This window comes from Carboxylicivirga litoralis, assembly GCF_025499605.1.
GTDB classification, from domain to species: domain Bacteria; phylum Bacteroidota; class Bacteroidia; order Bacteroidales; family Marinilabiliaceae; genus Carboxylicivirga; species Carboxylicivirga litoralis.
Window position 1 is genome coordinate 165,811 of the sequence record NZ_JAFMVC010000005.1, and the last position, 15,421, is coordinate 181,231.

General features: G+C 37.7%; 10 protein-coding genes and 1 riboswitch. Of the genes, 9 read left to right on the top strand and 1 reads right to left on the bottom strand.

The genetic code is table 11. The features are described from left to right. Positions 1-1,074 carry an efflux RND transporter periplasmic adaptor subunit gene (locus J1N10_RS07115; protein WP_262325998.1) on the bottom strand — a complete coding sequence of 358 codons (1,074 nt, stop codon included), beginning with the start codon at positions 1,072-1,074 and terminating at the stop codon, positions 1-3. Positions 1,075-1,318: 244 nt separating this feature from the next. On the opposite strand from J1N10_RS07115, the gene J1N10_RS07120 reads away from it, so the two are divergent. The 9 genes from J1N10_RS07120 to J1N10_RS07160 all read left to right on the top strand — a co-directional run bounded on the left by J1N10_RS07120 (position 1,319) and on the right by J1N10_RS07160 (position 15,273). Beyond that, a complete protein-coding gene (locus J1N10_RS07120; RefSeq protein ID WP_262325999.1) occupies positions 1,319-1,807 on the top strand; it encodes a PaaI family thioesterase in 489 nt (162 codons plus the stop codon). A gap of 711 nt (positions 1,808-2,518) precedes the next feature. Beyond that, the gene (locus tag J1N10_RS07125; RefSeq protein WP_262326000.1) at positions 2,519-5,632 is read left to right on the top strand and encodes a SusC/RagA family TonB-linked outer membrane protein; all 3,114 of its coding nucleotides are present in this window, start codon (positions 2,519-2,521) and stop codon (positions 5,630-5,632) included. A gap of 18 nt (positions 5,633-5,650) precedes the next feature. Beyond that, on the top strand, positions 5,651-7,336 hold the full coding sequence (locus J1N10_RS07130; RefSeq protein ID WP_262326001.1) for a SusD/RagB family nutrient-binding outer membrane lipoprotein: 1,686 nt from the start codon (positions 5,651-5,653) through the stop codon (positions 7,334-7,336). A gap of 169 nt (positions 7,337-7,505) precedes the next feature. Then, positions 7,506-8,531 carry an L-threonine 3-dehydrogenase gene (gene tdh, locus J1N10_RS07135; protein WP_262326002.1) on the top strand — a complete coding sequence of 342 codons (1,026 nt, stop codon included), beginning with the start codon at positions 7,506-7,508 and terminating at the stop codon, positions 8,529-8,531. A 131-nt stretch (positions 8,532-8,662) separates the two neighbouring features. Beyond that, positions 8,663-9,868 carry a hypothetical protein gene (locus J1N10_RS07140; protein ID WP_262326003.1) on the top strand — a complete coding sequence of 402 codons (1,206 nt, stop codon included), beginning with the start codon at positions 8,663-8,665 and terminating at the stop codon, positions 9,866-9,868. Further along, positions 9,869-11,842, top strand: a complete 1,974-nt coding sequence (locus J1N10_RS07145) for a dipeptidyl peptidase 3 (RefSeq protein ID WP_262326004.1) — start codon at positions 9,869-9,871, stop codon at positions 11,840-11,842. It begins immediately after the preceding gene. 12 nt (positions 11,843-11,854) lie between these two features. Next, a riboswitch (cobalamin riboswitch) is annotated at positions 11,855-12,050 on the top strand. A gap of 25 nt (positions 12,051-12,075) precedes the next feature. After that, complete coding sequence (locus J1N10_RS07150) at positions 12,076-13,221, top strand: ABC transporter substrate-binding protein (RefSeq protein WP_262326005.1); 1,146 nt, start codon at positions 12,076-12,078, stop codon at positions 13,219-13,221. Continuing rightward, positions 13,221-14,267, top strand: coding sequence for an iron ABC transporter permease (locus tag J1N10_RS07155; RefSeq protein WP_262326006.1), 1,047 nt, complete (start codon positions 13,221-13,223; stop codon positions 14,265-14,267). The genes J1N10_RS07150 and J1N10_RS07155 overlap by 1 nt, the downstream gene beginning before the upstream one ends. Next, entirely contained in the window at positions 14,260-15,273 is a 1,014-nt protein-coding gene (locus J1N10_RS07160) for an ABC transporter ATP-binding protein (protein ID WP_262326007.1), read from the top strand. Before J1N10_RS07155 ends, J1N10_RS07160 begins: the two co-directional genes overlap by 8 nt. Positions 15,274-15,421 lie beyond the last annotated feature (148 nt).

The following is a 15,421-nucleotide window of genomic DNA, read 5'->3' on the forward strand; positions in this document are numbered from 1 at the left end:
TTACTGTTGCTTATTGCGTACTGATTTAAACTCTTTCTCTTGTGGGATGATTGTCATACCAGTTCTGACGCGACTCAGGCCTTCCATCACAACTTGTTCGTTAGCATTTAAGCCGGCGTTGATTATCACCATATCTTGCAATGTTTCGCCAATGTCAACAGTTCGAAACTCAATCTTATTATCCTTATCAACCACAAAAATATTGTATTGCCCTTGCACTTCCTGCAGGCATTTAAGCGGAATAATAACCTTTTCATTCGGATGATCTAAACTTACACGTAAGCGTGCAAACTGACCAGGACGAACCAACATTTCAGGGTTGGGGAAAGAGGCCTGAACCATCAAAGTACCCGTAGTTGGATCAATATTTCTACCTACAAAATCTATTTTACCATTATGAGTATGGCGACTACCATCTGCGAAGTACAATTCAATATCTGGTTTTCCGTTTTTTTGCGGATTACTGACTGTTTCTTTTGCTCGTGTGAAATTGATGATGTTAAGGTATTGCAATTCAGTAATATGGAATTGTACTAATATGGTATCAAGACGGGAAACGGTGTTTAAAACCACAGGGTTGGGTTCGCGCCCAACATAATCACCTACCTTAGCTTCTGATCGACCAATAATTCCAGCAATAGGAGAATAAATTTTTGTATAACCTTGTTGAATTTTAGCATATGCAAGTGATGCTTCTGCGGCCTCAAGAGAAGCTTTAGCAGCACCATAGCTAGCCAGGGCAGCATCATAATCACTCTGGCTCACAGCATTGCTTTCTGCCAACGGTTTATAACGCTTGTAATCACTTTCAGCCTTAACTAGGTTGGTTTTGGCTTGGGCGACGACACTCATAGCTTCAGCCACTTTGGCATCCAAAGGAGCCGGGTCAATTGAGTAAAGTAATTGTCCCTTTTTGACATTGCCTCCCTCTTCAAAATGAATACCTTCAAGGTAACCATCTACCCTGGCGCGAATTGAGATGTCAAATAAGCCATAGGTTTGTCCTACAAAGTCTTTTTGTAGCGTAACCATTTCTGTTTTTGAAGTGTATACCGGGATTTGTGGCGGCCCCATTTCAGGATGTTTATTTTTGCATCCAAAAATTGTGGATAGTAGAATCAAAAATGCGATAGTGTTTCTCATTTTATAAAGCTTGATTAGTATTCGGTTTTTCAATTAAAGTAATTAGAAATATAAAAGTACTTATTTGATTTATATTTCTGGCAGTTAATCTGTGGTATTATTGTTTACATTTGTTTAACATTACACTTTTATATATGTTTCCATAATCACGTAATAAGCTATTGAAATTTCAGATATGAGCAAGGTGAAAAAAATTAATAACCCTTTTGTACAACAAAAAGGCGATCAATATATGTGTTTTGGTTGTTCGCCAAATAATATGATTGGTTTTAATCTAGAGTTTTTTGCCGAAGACGAGATTGTATTTGCCAAGTGGAAGCCAGAGCAAAAATATGAAGGTTATTTGAATGTTGTACATGGAGGTATACAGGCTACATTAATGGATGAAATTGCCAGTTGGTATATTTATTCGATGCTTGATACAGCTGGAGTCACTCAGAAATTAGAAGTGCAATATCATAAACCTTTATATGTATCAGGAGGTGAAGTGTTGATTAAAGCAGATTTGGAAAAACAAACCAAAAAACTGGCACGTATCAAAACAGAAATTATCAACTCTAACGGTCAGGTGTCAAGTTCTGCTATTGTTGAATATTATCTGTTTCCGCCTAATGTGGCCAGGGTAAAGTACAAGTATCCAGGCAAAGAAGCCTTTTGGCTATAAAAAATGCCCCGCTCAAAGGAAAGAGTGTGAGAACGGGGCAAGGGGAAAACAACCTGTCAGGAAAGATATAAGCAAATATAAGTAAAATAGATGGGAGCGAATGTGTGTAGTTTTCGTGTTTGTGATAAACAGTCGTATTTTTTAGACTAAATTGGAGTATTGTTCCATTAAAGACATTAATAATTATTTATAGTAAATAGTATGTGTGTTTTCGATATGAAATGACACCTGAAGAGTTCTTTAGAATTAATGCCTTTCCTCTGTGTATGTATATTTTAAGTAATTGACAGCTAAGGTCGACTCTCATTCACTCATCCCCGTAACTATCTCCCCAATTATAAATGCCGTTTTTATGAACTCACAAAGATTTGTTAGCAACTTCTAGTGTAGCTAAATAATCCTATGAGATATCTTAATTGCTCTAACAAAATTGGATGGTTTTACAGTTGCTAGTATTCACTGATTTGTAGTGAAGAGGGATTAATGAGGTGTAAATATGTTTCAAATCCCTTAAATATGTTCCTAAGTGTAAAATAATGTAAAATCAATCTTGAATTGTTATTAATAACTACTTACATTCAAACGATTAATAATTAGGGTATCTGTAAAGGATTGAGATGTAGATATTGCAATAGGATGTATTATAGAAGTCATCCTCAAATTAACATTTCATAACACAGTAAACTTTTAATAACCTATAAAATCACACGTATGAAAAAAAATGTAAGTTGGTTTAAAAGGTGTTTGTTACTAATTCCAACACTCTTATTCGGAGCATTCCTATATGCTCAAGATTTAACTGTTACAGGAACTGTCACCAGTACTGAAGACGGACAACCTGTTCCGGGTGTCTCAGTTGTTCAGAAAGGGACAACGAACGGAACCATCACTGATATTAATGGACAATATAATATTACGGTGCCACAGGGTTCAGTGTTAATATTTTCATTTGTCGGAATGACGAGTCAAGAAGTTTCGGCTAATTCAACTTCCTTGAATGTTGCATTGGAGCCGGATGTAATAGGAATGGACGAAGTGGTTGTTACTGCTTTAGGTCTTTCCAGGGAGAAAAAGGCTCTAGGGTATACTGTTACTGAAGTAGGTAGTGATGAGATATCGACTGTTAAGGATGTCAATGTTATGAATTCATTGGCAGGTAAAGTGGCCGGTGTTAATATAACACAAGGAGCTTTTGGTCCTGGTAGTAGTTCTAAAGTAACTATCAGGGGTAATAACTCTCTCACGGGAAACAACCAGCCATTGTACGTTGTTGACGGTATTCCTATGGATAATTCAGCTCAAGGTTCGTCTTCTAGTAATGATACTGGAGCTTACTCCAAAACGGATTATGGTAATGGTATTTCAGATTTAAACCCGGATGATATTGAAACCATGACTGTTCTTAAAGGGCCAAACGCAGCTGCATTATACGGAGCAAGAGCTGCCAATGGTGTAATCTTAATTACTACCAAAAAAGGAACAACAACGAATGGTCTAGGTGTTACCGTTTCGTCAAGTTTAACTTTTGATACACCAATGATTCTGCCTGAATATCAGGATAAGTATGGTCAAGGTAAGCAAGGGTTTGTACCCGATAACTTAGATGATTTAAAACAAGCTGGAGGTTCATGGGGTGCTATGATGGACGGTTCTAACCAATTATATTGGACAGGAGAAACTAAGCCATACACTTCGCAAGCAGATAATGTTAAGGATTTTCTAGAAACTGGCTCGACTGTTATTACCTCTTTAGCCATTGATGGTGGTACGGAAAATGCAAATGTTCGTTTCTCATATACCAATACAAGTGCACAATCGATGTTGCCTAATTCGGATTTAATGCGACATAATTTTAATTTAAGAGGTTTTGCTAAGATGGCTGATAAATTAACAATAGATGCCAAGGCAACTTATTTTTATCAGTATGGTAAGAACAGACCTACATTAGGAACGGAAGGTGTAATGGGTAATGTATATTCAATTCCTCGTAACTTGGCAATTGATGATTTAAAAGCGAATATGGTTGATGACGCTGGTAATTCAAACTCCTACAACACACTTGGTTCTAATGCATATTTTGCATTATATAATAATCGTAAAGAAGACTGGAAAAATCGCTTTAACGGTTTTGTTAAGATTCAATATGATTTCAATTCCTGGTTATCTGCGTTTGTAAGAATTGGCACTGACTTTACTAATCATAATATTGAAACGGAAGAAGCATATGGTCACTGGTATTATCCAACCGGTCGTTTTAACTTCCGTCAGTTTAAAACAACAGAAACCAATGCTGATTTCTTATTCATGTTCAATAAAGATATTAGTGATAGAATTAATATTAGTGCTTCTGTTGGTGGTAACCATATGTATCGTGGAGAAGCATTTTTCCGTATCAATGGTGAAGATTACAGAATTCAGGATGGACCTCCAGTAGATATTGCTGAGCAAGTTTTTACAGGTTATGCTCCTTTAAAGAAAAGGATTGTAAACTCACTGTATGCAACTGCATCTGTTTCATTTGACAGATGGTTATATCTTGATGTGACAGGGCGTAATGATTGGTCATCGTCATTGCCAAGTGACAATTGGTCATTTTTCTACCCATCGGTAAGTACATCTGTTTTATTACATGAAGCATTTGATATTAGTGGAATTCTTGATTTTGCAAAGGTTCGTTTAAGTTGGGCTGAAGTAGGTAATGATACAGATCCGTTTAGGTTAGAGGATGTTTATAGTATTGATGCTTCTACGGATTCATATCTTGGACGCACAACAATGAGTCGCAGTAATACTAAGAACAATGCTAACTTAAAGCCAGAGGCAATTACTTCTGTTGAAGCTGGTGCTGAATTGAGATTCTTTAAGAATCGTGTTTATACAGATTTTACAGTATATAATATTAAATCTACCGATTTGATTTTTCCTGTTCCTGTAGCGCCAGCTACTGGTTATGGATTTGTTATTGATAATGTTGGTGAAATAGAGAATAAAGGTTTTGAATTGTTAATTGGAGGAACGCCGATTAAAACAGCTGATTTAACATGGGATATCTCTTTGAATTATTCTAGAAATAAGAATGAATTAAAATCGTTGATTGAAGGAACCGAAACATTCGCATTTGGTCAAACAAATAGTGGTAATATTTTCGTTCAGGGAACAGTAGGCGGTGGCTTCGGTGAAATTTGGGGTACTGATTATGCCAGAACAGAAGATGGTACGATGATAGTTAATGCAGATGGTGTACCAACAGATAGTGAAGCTAAGTTGCTCGGTAATTATCAGCCAGATGCCTTGGCAGGTTTAACTAATACTATCGACTATAAAGGATTTACATTCCGTTTCTTAATTGACGCACGTTTTGGTGGTGAGTTTTATTCAGGAACGGATGCGGCTCTAGATGGTAGTGGGGTTTCGGATCGTACATTAAAATACAGAGGTGAAGATGTTGTTTTAGACGCTGTTGTTGAAACAGGTACTGATGGAGATGGTAACCCTATTTACGCGCCAAATGAAACATCAATTACAGGTCAGCAATACTGGGGAGCTGTTTCAGGATTAGGAGCACCTTATGTTTATAGTCAAACAAATGTTCGTTTGCGTGAAATGTCATTAACTTATCGTTTCCCACAAACTTTAATTGGAGACACTTTCATTAAAGGAGCTTCTGTTGGTGTAATTGCACGTAATTTGTTCTTTATTTATAAAGATTCACCAAACTTCGATCCTGAAATGAGCTATAGTACAGGTAACTATTCACAAGGTATTCTTTATAACCCGTTACCTTCGGCACGTAGCATTGGATTTAATGTAAACCTTAAGTTCTAATTTTTAATGATTATAGTTATGAAAATATATAAGCTATTAATAGTTACGTTATTGCTCGGATGTATTGCCTCGTGTACAGATGAATTTCAGGATATTAATAAAGATCCATCAGCGATAACAGGCGAAAATATCGAGGCTAAATATTTTATTACCAAGGCTCAGGTGAACCTAATTGCTCCTAATAGATATCCATATTGGCGAGCACAATTAATTCATGCTGATAGATATGCCGGTCAATTCTGTTTTGGTTTTAATGGGTCATGGTGGAGTGATGCATTAGGTTATAGCTATAGTGGAGGTTATACGAATGCAGCCTGGGATTACTTTGAAGGGTATACAGGTACATTAGTAACTTATCTTCAAATTACCGGAGAAGGTGGTGATCGTGAGAATGATTTAGCACATGCTGTTGGATTAGTAATGCGTAGTATGTATTTCATGTATTTCACGGATGTTTTTGGAGAAATTCCATATAGTGAAACCGGAAGTTTGGATGTATTATTACCAAAGTTTGATACGCAAAAAGATATTTATCAAGGTATGATAAATGATTTGACTTCAGCGATTCAAATCATTGGGGATGCTGATAAAACAGGTGAAAATGAACAGGATTTAGGTGAGAATGATTTGTTTTTTGGCGGTGATCTTCAGAAATGGAAAGCACTTGCCAATACGTTAAAGTTACGTTTAGCACTTCGAGCTAATGGAGCTGAAGGAGATAACTTTTCCACAACAGCTATAACAGAAGCGATGAGTGGTGATTTCTTGGAAGAATTTGACGATAACACATTACTACCTAAAGATGATGTAATCAACCAATGGAATAGTGCTGCTTACGGTGATGTGTGGCATAACTTTGGAGGATATGGTTCCAAGTGGACAGTTAGTAAGTATGTCATTAATAACCTACAGGATAATGCGGATCCGAGGTTAGAAAAATATGCAAAACCTGCACCAGGAGGTGAGATTACAATTCCTCAACCAGAATCAGATGATGCTGCATTGTATGCTAAACGTCGTGATTTTATTCTGGCTAATTTAGATGAAGCAGGAGCCGTTTATACTACATCAACCAATGAGGATGGTGAAACGGTTGTAACAATGGAGGCTGATATGTATTACATAGGTCAGCCACCTCGTCTTAATGGTGAAATGTACGACTACAACCGTCGTGAGTTTTATAGTATGCCTGCAGACTATATTGTTCAGGCTAAAAACGAAGATAAAGAAATCGCTCCCGAAATAGTTGTTAGTAGTGCTGATGCCTACTTTATGCGTGCGGAAGCTATTGTTAAAGGATTAGCAACAGGTGATGCTAATGCATTATACCGAAGTGGTCTTGAACAAGCATTATTGCTTTGGGGCGTTGAAGAAGGTGATATTGCTACTTTCTTAACCGATTCACCAGCGGCCAATTTAACAGGAGCAAATGACTTGGAAATGATCGCTATTCAGCGTTGGTTAATTAACTACACAGAGGGATTTGAAGCATGGGCTATTGTTCGTGATACTGGCTTCCCAACAGAATTAGCTGCAGGTGTTGACGATGCTGATATTTATGGGATGGGTGATCTAAATGGTAAATATCCTCAACGTATGCGCTATGGAACGAATGCCTACACGCGTAATGGAGATAATTTAGAAGAAGCCATTAGTAGACAAGGGCCTGACTTACAAGCCACAGAATTGTGGTGGGCTAAATAACTAAACCTAATCAAACGTTTCTTAAAGGCTGGCATTTTTGCCAGCCTTTATTTATTTTATGTAACTGATAATAATCATAGGTGTATATCAAATACCTTTTGCACTTTTGTTATTTAGAATAATAATAGATAGGACATAATTACACGCTAAAAAATACAACACTATGACAATGATGAAAGCACTTGTTAAATCAAAGGCCGAAAAAGGAATTTGGTTAGAAGAGGTTAAAATCCCTGAGATTGGGCCTAATGATGTGTTAATCAAAGTTTCAAAATCTGCTATTTGTGGAACGGATTTGCATATTTATAAATGGGACGAGTGGGCTCAAAACACGATTCCTGTAGGCATGACAATTGGTCATGAGTATGTTGGCCATGTTGCTAAGTTAGGTAGTGAGGTAAAAGAATTTAAAGAAGGCGATAGGGTAACAGGAGAAGGACATATTGCCTGTGGTCATTGTCGTAACTGTCGACGTGGACGCCAGCATATATGTGAAAAAACAGTAGGTATTGGTGTTAATATCGATGGTTCATTCGCTGAATATGTAAAAGTACCTTCAACTAATGTTATGAAAATTAATGCCTCGATACCTGATGAGGTATTAGCTATTATGGATCCATTTGGTAATGCTACTCACACAGCTTTATCGTTCCCTTTAATTGGTGAAGATGTTCTGATTACTGGTTCTGGTTTGATTGGTAGCATGGCTGTTGCAGTGGCTAAGTTTGCAGGTGCTCGATATGTAGTGGCAACGGAAACAAACGAATTTAGGGCTGAATTAGCACGTAAAATGGGGGCAACTCGTGTGGTGAATCCAGTTACTGAGAACCTTCGTGAGGTTATGGATGATTTGGGTATGATTGGTTTTGATATTGGCTTGGAATGTTCGGGTGCGCCTGCTGCTTTTAATCAGTTGGTTGAACACATGTATAATTCTGGTAAGATTTCAATGCTAGGAATTTTGCCTTCCTCAACTAAGGTAGATTGGAATCGTATTATCTTCAAAGGTTTGACTCTTAAAGGTATTTATGGCCGCGAAATGTACGAAACCTGGTATCACATGGAGCAGATGTTGATGTCAGGCCTTGATTTATCACCAATTATCACGCACCAATTTCATATCAATGAATTCCAGAAGGGTTTTGATGTGATGGAAGAAGGTAATTGCGGTAAGGTGTTACTGAACTGGGATTAACGAAACAATACTTCATATAGAGAAGGTAGTCAATTAGGCTACCTTTTTTTATAACCCTTTGTCTTCATTTAGAAACTATCGTTTTTTCAGGTGAATAATATGGGTTAAATTTGGCAGATAATATATTGGTGATGAAAAAAACAAGGTTGTTAATTTTTCAGCTGTTTATTTTTAGTGCTTTAGTTGTTAATGGTCAGCAGCATCAGCAATGGGCTGAACGATTGAATAAATTGGAATCTATAATTGATGCGAATAACAAGCGTTTCGAACTTTTAGATCTTAATAAGGAACTGAAAACAATTTGGCAATCGGAACAAGATGTTAATGAAATATTGCGCTATACTGATAAAGTGAAAGTACTTAAGTCTGACGATGAAAAGCTAAGCATATTATCATTTGGTAACTCAACATATAGTAATGTCTATCAGATAGAGTGGTTGGTGTTTTATAATAACCAGGCATGGGGTTTCTCCGAAGAATTCAATATTAATGAAGCAGTTACCCAAGAAACGTTGCAGTATAAACTGATAAGTTTGGAAAATGAATTATATGCTTTATCAATTTTAAAGGGCAAAAAGAAGATTGTAGATGCAAAGGATTTGGTGACCAAATGTATGTTTGAGGAACTACAAACGTTATCAACAGATGAAGAAAAGGATGCTTTAAATGCAAAGCTACAAGACCGGTTAAATCTACTTTGGTCAGACAAGGAGTTGTTTAGTGAATCATTTGAGCAATTAAAGCGCATGAAAACGCTAATTTCTGATGATGAGAAAGTTAAGGTTTGTACATACAATATTCAGAAGGAAGGTTTTAAGCAAATGTTTTATGGAGCCGTTATTTTGAATGAATCCACCGTAAAGGTGATACCCTTAACTGATAGTAGTGAGAAGATTAAATCGCCGGAACGCTCAACTCTTTCGAATAAAAAATGGTATGGCGCTATTTACTTAGATCTCATCCAAACCATGAGTGGTAACAAAACTTACTACACATTACTTGGTTATAAAGGTCACGATGAGTTTATAAAAACGCGTGTTATTGATGTGTTAACAGTACAAAATAGTCGCCTTCGATTTGGTATGCCTATTTTTAAAACCGACCGAATAACACGTAATCGGGTTGTGTTTCAGTATTCAGCTAAAGCAACAATGATGTTGCGTTACGATGCCCGCGAAAAGATGATTGTTTTTGATAACCTGGCACCAAAGGAGCCGATGTTCAGAGGTGTTTATCAATATTATGGCCCCGATTTCTCATATAATGCCTTTAAATTCACTAAAGGTGTTTGGGATTTGAAAAAAGAGGTTGATCTAAGAAATCCTAAGTTGCAATAGATGATGCAGAAGAATTTTGAATATCAGGTTGAACAGTTTGCAGACATTCGTATTCTGCGTTATACGGTTCCTAACTTTAGCGAGTTGTCGTTGAAGAAAAAATTGTATATCTATTATTTGTCTGAAGCGGCTCTTTGGGGACGTGATATTATTTGGGATCAAAACAACAAGCATAATTTGTGGTTACGCAACTGTTTGGCTTCGCTTTATCATTGCGTAAATAAAAATGATAGTTCAAGAAATAAACTTGAGTTGTTTTATAAACGAGTATTGTTTGCCAATGGTATTCATCATCATTATAGCACCGATAAGTTTCAGCCCGATTTTACGATAGATGAGCTGTCAAATTGGATAAAAGATTTGTCTGATGAACAAATTATTGCTTTATCATGTGATTCTGTGCCGGAGCTGACAAAAAGGCTTACGAAATTGCTGTTTGATGTGGACTATATCTCCAAGCGAGTGTGTCAGGATGAAGATAAGGATCTCATCATTCATTCAGCTAACAATTTTTATAGCGAGGTTAGCCAAGAGGAAGTAGAATCGTTCTATCATTCCATTATCAATAAAGATGATGCTAAGCCAATTTCATACGGTTTAAACTCGCGCCTGATAAAATGCAATGGTTCTGTTAAAGAAGAAGTTTACTGTGCTGAAGGTAAATATGCTGCTACAATCAATAAAATCATTTTTTGGCTTAAAAAGGCAGCAGAAGTTTGCGAAAATAATCAGCAAAAACTGTTGATTGAAACCCTTTGTGAATATTATCAAACGGGGGATTTGAGCCTCTTTGATGCCTACAGCATTGAATGGTTGAAAGAACAGTTTGGAGAAGTTGATTTTATCAATGGTTTTATTGAAGTCTATGGCGATCCGCTTGGTTTTAAAGGAACCTGGGAGAGTTTAGTGAATATCATCGATAAAGATGAAACAACCAAGGCATCTTTGATAAGCGAAAATGCGCAGTGGTTCGAGAATCATTCACCTGTACTGGAACAACACCGAAAAGAAGAAGTGAGCGGTGTCAGTATGAAAGTGATCAGTGCCATCATGTTGGGAGGCGATTGTTACCCGGCTTCACCATTGGGAATTAATTTGCCCAATGCCGAATGGATTAGGGAAAAACATGGATCGAAGTCTGTTTCACTTCAAAATATTAGTAAAGCGTATGAAATGGCCTCTTTATCATCGGGTATTATTGAAGAGTTTGCCTATTCAGAAGAGGAGATTAAACTACATAAACAATATGGGGCACTGGCTGATAACCTGCATACCCATTTGCACGAATGTGTTGGGCATGGTTCAGGAAAATTGGAGCCAGGTGTTCGCTCCGATGATTTAAAAGCCTATGGTTCTGTTATTGAAGAAACACGAGCCGATTTGTTTGGCTTGTATTTTATGGCTGATAAAAAGATGATGGAGCTGAATTTAGTGTCACATATGGATGTCTGTAAAGCGCAATATAACGCCTATATTCGCAATGGTATGATGGTGCAATTGGCGCGTATTACGAAAGATGCTAATATTGAGCAGGCTCATATGCGTAATCGCCAGTTAATTTCATCCTGGGTATTTGAGCATGGACAACAAACCAATGTTATAGAGAAAGTGAGGAAGGATAATAAAACCTACTTTGTTATTAAGGATTTTAAGGCATTGCGTCATTTATTTGGTACTTTATTAAAAGAGGTGCAGCGTATTAAATCGCAAGGCGATTATGAAGCCGCAAAGCAACTTGTTGAAACTTATGGGGTGAAGGTAGATGTGGAGCTGCATAATGAAGTGTTGGAACGATATGCCAAACTGAACATTGCGCCTTATTCAGGTTTTATTAATCCGAAATTATTGCTTGTTAAAGATGAATCTGAACAAATTACAGATGTAAAAATCTCCTATGAAGAAAGCTTTATCGAACAAATGCAACGATATAATAATGACTATAGTGTTGAGAGTGTCGGTATTTATGAGTTGTAGAAGTTGATAAAGGGCTTATCTTAATAAAAAGACTATTTTTGCAGCATTAAATAAAAAGGGAATTAGGTGAAAGGCCTGAACTGTACCCGCAGCCGTATTCTGTGCCCCACTAGGAACTTTTACTTGAGGGCCACTGACTGCCGAAGGCAGATGGGAAGGAAAGTAAAAGAAAGAAAGTCGGAAAACCTGTTTGTTTAATACTATTACTAACCAATCTTTCGGGAGAAAAAAAGATGTTTAGACTTTCAGCAATTATTGTTGCGCTACTTTTGATTCTGGGCGCATGCCAGACAAGGCAAAAAGGAGAATCAGTGATAACTTCGGGAAATACGCCGGATAGCATTTTTCAACCTAAATATGCCAAAGGATTCAGTATAAAGTATTTTAAAGGTTATCGCCAGATTGTACTCAACGACCCATGGGGCGACTCAACCAAAAATGAAACCATCGTATTGTGTCAGGATAAAACATTGTTTCAAACGCTTCAGGAAACGAATGATATTGTGATAAACTACCCGGCCAATAAGTGGATTGCCTTGTCATCGACCATGGTAAATTATGCCGATAGACTGGAGATGAAACAAACTATTGGAGGCGTTGCTGAACCTCAATATATATCGGATGACTTTATTCAGCAAGGGATAGCAGACGGAACGATTAAAAATGTAGGAATGGCCGTAGCACCCGATGTGGAAGTGATGGTGGATTTAGAGCCTGACTTTATGATGGTGTCTCCTTTTAAGGATAATCATTTTGCAGCGGTTAAAAGTGCAGGTGTTCCGGTTTTAACAAATTCTGACTATCTGGAACAAACACCGCTTGGTCGTGCCGAGTGGCTTGTATTTGTGGGAGAGTTGGTTGGAAGAGGAGAAGAGGCAAAGCAAATAATGAATGAGATGGAAGCAGCTTACCTTGGTGTAAAAAAGAAGGTGGAAAGCATTAAAGACAAGCAAACAGTATTTACAGGGCATATTTACCAGGGCATTTGGTATACACCGGCTGGAGAAAGCTATATGGCCAATTTCTTTAACGATGCCGGTTTTGATTATATCTACAAAGAGACAAAAGGAACAGGCTCCTTGTCAAAAGATTATGAAACGATAATTGATAAAGCGGAGCATACTGATTACTGGATATTAATCCTTAATCATCCAACAGAAATAACTTATTCTGAAGTAGCTAAAATAGATGAGCGCTACACTGATTTTGATGCCTATAAAAACCGTCAATTGGTTGTTACCAATGCGTCTCATTCACTTTATTTTGAAAAAGGATTGTTACAACCTCACATTGTTTTAAGGGATTTAGTTAAGGCTATTTATCCTGAGTTACTTGAAGATTATCAACCAACCTATTTCCGAAAGCTGGTAGAAAAATAATGGAAGATTATCGATATAAATGGATATTGGGTTTTGTCTTGTTGTTAGCAGCTATGTTAGCTCTTTTTATGCTGAATATTGGGCTGGGATCAGTATCTATTCCTCTTGAGGATATTTTTAATGTGCTGTCGGGTGAGCAGGCTTCACGAACAGCCTATAATTCAATTATACTTAAATCGCGCTTGCCTCAAACGATAACCGCAATATTGGCAGGTGCAGGTCTGGCCGTAGGTGGGTTACAAATGCAGACATTGTTTCGAAACCCTTTAGCCGGGCCATCCATATTAGGAATTAGCAGTGGTGCTGGTTTAGGAGTGGCTTTGGTCTTGTTGTTTGCTGGTAATATTCTGGGTGTAAGTATTAGCGGTTATGGCTTAATTGGCCATATGACTGTAGTCGGTGCCGCTTTTGTTGGGGCTTTTTTTATATTATTACTCATCGTGTTTTTTGCCCGTGCTTTGCGCGATAATACCATTTTGCTAATAGTTGGGATTATGGTGGGTTATGCTGCTTCAGCAATAATTGGTGTGATGAAGTTCTACAGTCCTAAAGAAGACGTTCATGCCTATGTGATATGGGGACTAGGAAGTTTCTCAAATGTAACCTGGGAACATCTGATGATATTAATTCCGGTTGTGGTTATTGGCTTGATTTTTAGTTTGCTTTTAATCAAGCCTCTGAATGTGCTTATACTAGGTGAAAACTATGCCGAAAACCTGGGAATAAACATTAAGAAAACACGCCTGGCCATTTTATTGTGCACTGGAATTCTTACCGCAGCAATTACTGCATTTTGTGGGCCAATTGCTTTTTTAGGTCTTGCAGTACCACATCTGACCAAAGGCTTATTTCGTACCACTAACCAGAAGGTATTATTACCAGCTGTGATTTTTGCTGGTTCTGTTCTGGCTTTATTTTGTAACTTAATTGCTCGAATGCCCGGCTTTGAAGGCGCTTTGCCAATTAATGTAGTAACCGGACTGATTGGTGCACCCATTGTGATATCTGTAATTATTAAACGGCGCAAACTCAACATGAATGGATAAGGCAATATTATTACAATCCGATGATTTAGCAGTTGGGTATCACCGTAATACAGCAAAAGAACTTGTGTTGCACAAAAATATCAATGTGCAATTGCATCAGGGTGAGTTTGCTTGTTTGTTGGGGCCTAATGGTGCCGGAAAATCTACACTGATAAAAACATTAAGTGGTTTTATTCCAAAGATTAAAGGTACTATTAAAGTGGACGGGCGCGAATTACATTCGTATAAACGTAATCAGCTGGCTAAGGTAGTGAGTGTGGTGTTAACCGAACGGTTGCTGGTTTCAAATATGACGGTTTTTGATTTGGTGGCCTTGGGGCGGACACCCTACACCGATTTTTTTGGAACAGTTAGTAAAAAGGATAAGCTTAAAGTGCTGCAGGCCATTGATGATGTTGGTCTGCATGGTTTTGCTAACCGTCAATTGGTCTGCATGAGCGACGGGGAGCGACAAAAGGCCATGATTGCCAAAGCACTTGTGCAAGATACGTCTTTGATAATACTGGATGAACCAACGGCTTTTTTGGATTTACCAAGTAAAATTGAGATTGTTCAGTTGCTTAAAAAACTGGCTAGGGAAAAGAATAAAGGTATCTTACTATCGACGCACGACTTGGATTTAGCACTTCAGCTAGCAGACAAAATATGGTTGCTGGCGCAAGGACGTCAACTGGAAGACGGTATACCTGAAGATTTAGTTTTGGCTGATGGCTTCCGGCGATTTTTTGAGAAAGAAGGTATTTTATTTGATAATGAACGTGGTGCTTTTAAAGTGGAGCAAGAGCAGTTGAAGACCATTCGTGTGGTTGGAAAAGGCATCGAATACAAATGGTTGAGTCATGCCCTGAACCGTAAGGGTTATCAAACAACAGAAGCAGAAGGTGATTATCCGCATATTGAAGTGGATAAAACCAATAACAAGGCTTATATCCTTCATCAAACCGATGGTAGCATGCATGCCCTGCGCACCATTGAAGATTTATTGCAGCAAATTACTTTGGATTAGATAAGGTTCCCATTGCTTAGTGCCTGGTGCTATAATTGCAGTTGTTAGTCTTCTTATTTTATTCATCGAATGACTTGTAGTACTTGTTCGAGTCATCCGATGAATATATATACACTGGCAATTTATCAAGGCAGGACTTCCGAAAATG

Excerpts from the sequence above, each read along its gene's own strand:
- J1N10_RS07155 (WP_262326006.1), top strand. The coding sequence starts at position 13,221 with ATGGAAGATTATCGATATAAATGGATATTGGGTTTTGTCTTGTTGTTA.
- J1N10_RS07140 (WP_262326003.1), top strand. The coding sequence starts at position 8,663 with ATGAAAAAAACAAGGTTGTTAATTTTTCAGCTGTTTATTTTTAGTGCT.
- J1N10_RS07130 (WP_262326001.1), top strand. The coding sequence starts at position 5,651 with ATGAAAATATATAAGCTATTAATAGTTACGTTATTGCTCGGATGTATT.
- J1N10_RS07160 (WP_262326007.1), top strand. The coding sequence starts at position 14,260 with ATGGATAAGGCAATATTATTACAATCCGATGATTTAGCAGTTGGGTAT.
- J1N10_RS07125 (WP_262326000.1), top strand. The coding sequence starts at position 2,519 with ATGAAAAAAAATGTAAGTTGGTTTAAAAGGTGTTTGTTACTAATTCCA.
- J1N10_RS07145 (WP_262326004.1), top strand. The coding sequence starts at position 9,869 with ATGATGCAGAAGAATTTTGAATATCAGGTTGAACAGTTTGCAGACATT.
- J1N10_RS07115 (WP_262325998.1), bottom strand. The coding sequence starts at position 1,074 with ATGGGGCCGCCACAAATCCCGGTATACACTTCAAAAACAGAAATGGTT.
- J1N10_RS07150 (WP_262326005.1), top strand. The coding sequence starts at position 12,076 with ATGTTTAGACTTTCAGCAATTATTGTTGCGCTACTTTTGATTCTGGGC.
- tdh (WP_262326002.1), top strand. The coding sequence starts at position 7,506 with ATGATGAAAGCACTTGTTAAATCAAAGGCCGAAAAAGGAATTTGGTTA.
- J1N10_RS07120 (WP_262325999.1), top strand. The coding sequence starts at position 1,319 with ATGAGCAAGGTGAAAAAAATTAATAACCCTTTTGTACAACAAAAAGGC.